Genomic DNA, 4,352 nt, shown 5'->3' on the forward strand with positions numbered 1-4,352 from the left:
GGGGGGGGGGGGGGCTGGGTGTGGGTGTGGTGCTGATTGTTTTGGGGCGGCCCCCACCCCCCCCGCCCCCCCCCCCCCCCCCGCTCCCACAATTGGATCTCCATTTGGTCTGAAGAATCGCGATCTGCTCTAAAAAAACAGCGCCTTTGATTCAACCACTCAGGTCGGCTACCAGGCCGCCGCGCTTTAGCTTTAGATTTTGATCTGAGGCGCCCCCTTAACCACGCTGGCCGCACGCGGGCTTGAATCCCTGGCTTGGCGACGCGAGGCTGTTGGCGAACGCCGGGCCGGCCGGGCCATTGGGGCTGTGAGATTTGCTTATACCCCCCTGCGACGATCGGGGCGTTCTTGCGCGTTGACCAACTTTGTTACACCCCATATAGTGTGCCCACAAACAGAACAGACCACTACATAGTGTGCAGCATCGGTATTTACCGACCACACTCAGCGCAGTATTTCAATGCCTTGTAGCCTGCAAACCGCATTTTTTTGGACGGTTCCATACGCCGTCAGAACAGAACTGGAAGGAGTATTTCAATGCTGAGTTGGGATGAAGTCGACAGCGAAGACACCGGTGCAGTGGTGGTCAAGGGCGCCAACGCCGGCCACGCGAGCGAAGCCAACATGGACCGCCTCGACGGTGCCGGCGCCGCTGCCGCGCTGGAAGCACGTCACGTGACCGCCAACGACTCCGCCGCCATCGTGCGCGCCAAGGCTGCGCTGGACAAACTCGACGTCGCCGAAGGCCTCGCCGAACTCGAAGGCTCCGCCGCCCGCGTCGCCGTCGACGAAAAGCGCATGATCAACTGCCGCGCCGACCTCAACCAACTCGTGCCCTTCAAGTACGACTGGGCCTGGCAGAAATACCTCGACGGCTGCGCCAACCACTGGATGCCGCAAGAGGTCAACATGACCGCCGATATCGCCGTGTGGAAAGACCCCGAGGGCCTGACCGACGACGAACGCCGCATCGTCATGCGCAACCTGGGCTTCTTCTCCACCGCCGACTCCCTGGTTGCCAACAACCTGGTGCTGGCCGTGTACCGCCTGATCACCAACCCGGAATGCCGCCAGTACATCCTGCGCCAGGCCTTCGAAGAAGCGATCCACACCCACGCGTATCAATACTGCATCGAATCCCTGGCCATGGATGAAGGCGAAATCTTCAACATGTACCACGAGATTCCATCGGTCGCGAAAAAGGCCGCCTGGGGCTTGAAGTACACCCGTTCGATCTCCGATCCGAAGTTCGAAACCGGCACCGTTGAGACCGACAAAGAGCTGCTGCGCAACCTGGTCGCCTACTACTGCGTTCTGGAAGGCATCTTCTTCTATTGCGGCTTCACCCAGATCTTGTCGATGGGCCGTCGCAACAAAATGACCGGCGTGGCGGAGCAGTTCCAGTACATCCTGCGCGATGAGTCGATGCACCTGAACTTCGGTATCGATGTGATCAACCAGATCAAAATCGAAAACCCGCACTTGTGGGATGCCGAGATGAAGGAAGAAGCGACCCAGATGATTCTGCAGGGGACGCAGCTGGAGATTGAATATGCGCGGGATACCATGCCGCGTGGGGTGTTGGGGATGAATGCGGCGATGATGGAGGATTACCTCAAGTTCATTGCTAACCGTCGTTTGTCGCAGATCGGCCTTAAAGAAGAATATCCAGGCACGACCAACCCGTTCCCGTGGATGAGCGAGATCATGGACTTGAAGAAAGAGAAGAATTTCTTTGAGACCCGTGTGATCGAGTACCAGACCGGCGGCGCGCTTAGCTGGGATTGATTGAAATCAAACGTGAGATTTGTGTGGGAGCTGGCTTGCCTGCTCCCACATGAATCCGGTTTCCACACCCGATACGGGTGATTCTCCAATCCCGCAAAACATCGAATCATGCCCAATCAAACCATCAAAACGCCCTGCGTCGGCCTTTGCTCCACCGTTTACGGGGACCTGGTCTGCCGGGGCTGCAAGCGTTATCACCATGAAGTGATCCAGTGGAATGGCTACAACGCCGACGAGAAACAGGCGGTGTGGCTGCGCCTGGAGCAACTGTTGGTGCAAGTGATGACCAGCAAGCTGGAGGTATTCGACCCGCACCTGCTGCGTCAGCAACTGGAGACGCGCAAGATCCGCTTTATGCCGCACCAGTCGCCGTATTGCTGGGCGTACCAGTTGATTGCCCGCGGTGCGCGGGTGATTTCCAAACTGGAGGCATATGGGCTGGCGTTGTTGCCGGAGTTTCGTGAGCGCCCTCTGGCGGACTTGCGCGATGCGATTGACCGGGAGTTTTTTCTGCTGTCAGAGGCGCATTACGAGCGCTACATCGCGCCGGGGTTCTTGAAAGAGGCCTTTGGGCCAGCCCTTATTGCTACCGTCTAAGCCATATTACGAACGCTGGCTCGCAACTGTGTTTAAAATGCCGGCCGCACAATGACTGACGTTTAACGATGAACCCAGACGCACTCGCTACCCTGCACGCCCATCTGCTCACTGCCCTTGCCAGCCCGCCAGCTGAAACCCGCCGCCTGTTCCACGGCCGTGGCCGTTGCTGGCCGGGCCTGGAGCAATTGACGGTGGACTGGCTTGAGGGCGTGATTCTGGTCTCGCTGTTCAAGGAACCCGAGGCGGCGCAGCTGGAAGACCTGAAACAGCTCCTGCAATCTGCGCTCAGCGCCTACACCGTGGCCCTGCAACACCGCTACCTGCCGCAAAGCACCACCGAATGGCTGGTGGGCGATGCCATCGATGAGCGGACCATCACCGAAGGCGGCCTGCGTTATTTGATCGACCTGGGTAAAAAACAGAACAGCGGGCTGTTCCTCGACATGCGTTACGGGCGCAACTGGGTGCGTGAGCAAGCCAGTGGCCAGCGCGTACTCAACCTGTTTGCTTACACCTGCGGGTTCTCCGTGGCGGCCATCGAAGGCGGCGCCGACCACGTGGTGAACCTCGATATGGCCCGTGGCGCCCTGAGCCGGGGTCGCGACAATCATCGCCTGAATGGTCATGTCCTGAGCAAAGTGAGCTTTCTGGGCCACGACCTGTTCAAGTCCTGGGCCAAGGTCACCAACAGTAGCCCTTATGATTTGGTGATCATTGACCCGCCGTCCTTCCAGAAAGGCAGTTTCCTGCTGACCAAAGACTACCAGCGCGTGCTGCGTCGCCTGCCGGACCTGCTTACCGCGCAAGGCACGGTGTTGGCGTGCATGAACGATCCGGCCTTTGGCGAAGACTTCCTGATTGACGGCGTAACCCGCGAAGCACCGGGCCTGCGTTTTGTCGAACGTCTGGAAAACCCGCCGGAATTTGCGGATATTGACCCGCAAAGCGGGTTGAAGGCGCTGGTGTTCCGTCAGGGTTGATGCCGAAACGTCCTGCGCTTGCTACGCTAAGTGATACGCCGGGGTGGTGAACCTTATGATCCCCTTCCCGGTCGATACCTGCATTCCCTGGCCACACACGACGGCGTTACGCTGTCGGTTGCCCCGTTTCACCTTTTGGAGAACCGCCCGTGATTTCGACCCTGCATGTAGCCAGACTCAAAGCCTGGGGCGCCCACGGCTTTACAGCCACCGGTGTAGTGCTGGCCTTCCTGGCCACCCTGGCGCTGCTGGAAAACTCGCCGAAGGCCTGCCTGCTGTGGCTGGGCCTGGCGTTGGTGGTTGATGGCGTCGACGGTTCCCTGGCGCGACGGGTGAATGTCAGCACCGTGCTGCCCAGCTTCGACGGTTCGGTGCTGGACCTGGTGATTGATTACCTGACGTACGTGTTTATTCCGGCGCTGTTCATTTACCGCTATATCGACCTGCCGGAATTTACTCACCTGTTTACGGTGTCGGTGATTTTGGTGTCGTCGTTGTTTTGCTTTTGTAATGTGAACATGAAGAGTAAAGACAACTACTTCGTCGGGTTCCCGGCGGCCTGGAATGTGGTTGCGTTGTGCGTCTACATCATCCAGCCGGATGCTTGGGTATCCTTGGCTACGGTCATTGGGCTGGCGTTGTTGACGGTGACGCCGATGAAGTTTTTGCATCCGTTTCGGGTTAAGCGGTTTATGCCGTTGAATATCGCTGTAACCACGATCTGGTTGTTGTGCAGCTTTTTGATGGTGGTGGATTATCCGAATACCAATCCCTGGACGTTTGGGTTGTGGTCGGTGATGTCGGCTTACTTTCTGGGGATTTGTGTGTGGCGTACGGGGTTGGAGTGGCTCGATAGTCGGCGCTGATATTTTTGGGTATATCCGTTATTTGGGTGATGGCGGGTATTGGTTCCGCTCTTACAGCGGGTCACTTTTTGAAGAGCGCAAAAAGTAACCAAAAACGCTCCGCCCCACCACTTGGCAC

Annotated in this window: 4 protein-coding genes; all 4 read left to right on the forward strand. The window is 58.1% G+C overall.

Going from position 1 to position 4,352, the window contains the following annotated elements; genetic code table 11:
* Nucleotides 1–537: 537 nt before the first annotated feature.
* The 4 genes from Q7C20_RS26480 to pcsA all read left to right on the forward strand — a co-directional run bounded on the left by Q7C20_RS26480 (nucleotide 538) and on the right by pcsA (nucleotide 4,234).
* Nucleotides 538–1,788, forward strand: coding sequence for a ribonucleotide-diphosphate reductase subunit beta (locus tag Q7C20_RS26480; protein ID WP_348061588.1), 1,251 nt, complete (start codon nucleotides 538–540; stop codon nucleotides 1,786–1,788).
* 108 nt (nucleotides 1,789–1,896) lie between these two features.
* The gene (locus Q7C20_RS26485) at nucleotides 1,897–2,385 is read left to right on the forward strand and encodes a DUF1289 domain-containing protein (RefSeq protein WP_348061590.1); all 489 of its coding nucleotides are present in this window, start codon (nucleotides 1,897–1,899) and stop codon (nucleotides 2,383–2,385) included.
* Between the two features lie 68 nt (nucleotides 2,386–2,453).
* Nucleotides 2,454–3,368 (forward strand): class I SAM-dependent methyltransferase, encoded by a 915-nt coding sequence (locus Q7C20_RS26490; RefSeq protein ID WP_375071155.1) that lies wholly within the window; start codon nucleotides 2,454–2,456, stop codon nucleotides 3,366–3,368.
* A 149-nt stretch (nucleotides 3,369–3,517) separates the two neighbouring features.
* A complete protein-coding gene (gene pcsA / locus Q7C20_RS26495) occupies nucleotides 3,518–4,234 on the forward strand; it encodes a phosphatidylcholine synthase (RefSeq protein ID WP_348061594.1) in 717 nt (238 codons plus the stop codon).
* Nucleotides 4,235–4,352 lie beyond the last annotated feature (118 nt).

The sequence above is a fragment of the Pseudomonas sp. AMR01 genome (genome assembly GCF_041946035.1).
Lineage (GTDB): Bacteria > Pseudomonadota > Gammaproteobacteria > Pseudomonadales > Pseudomonadaceae > Aquipseudomonas > Aquipseudomonas antarctica_B.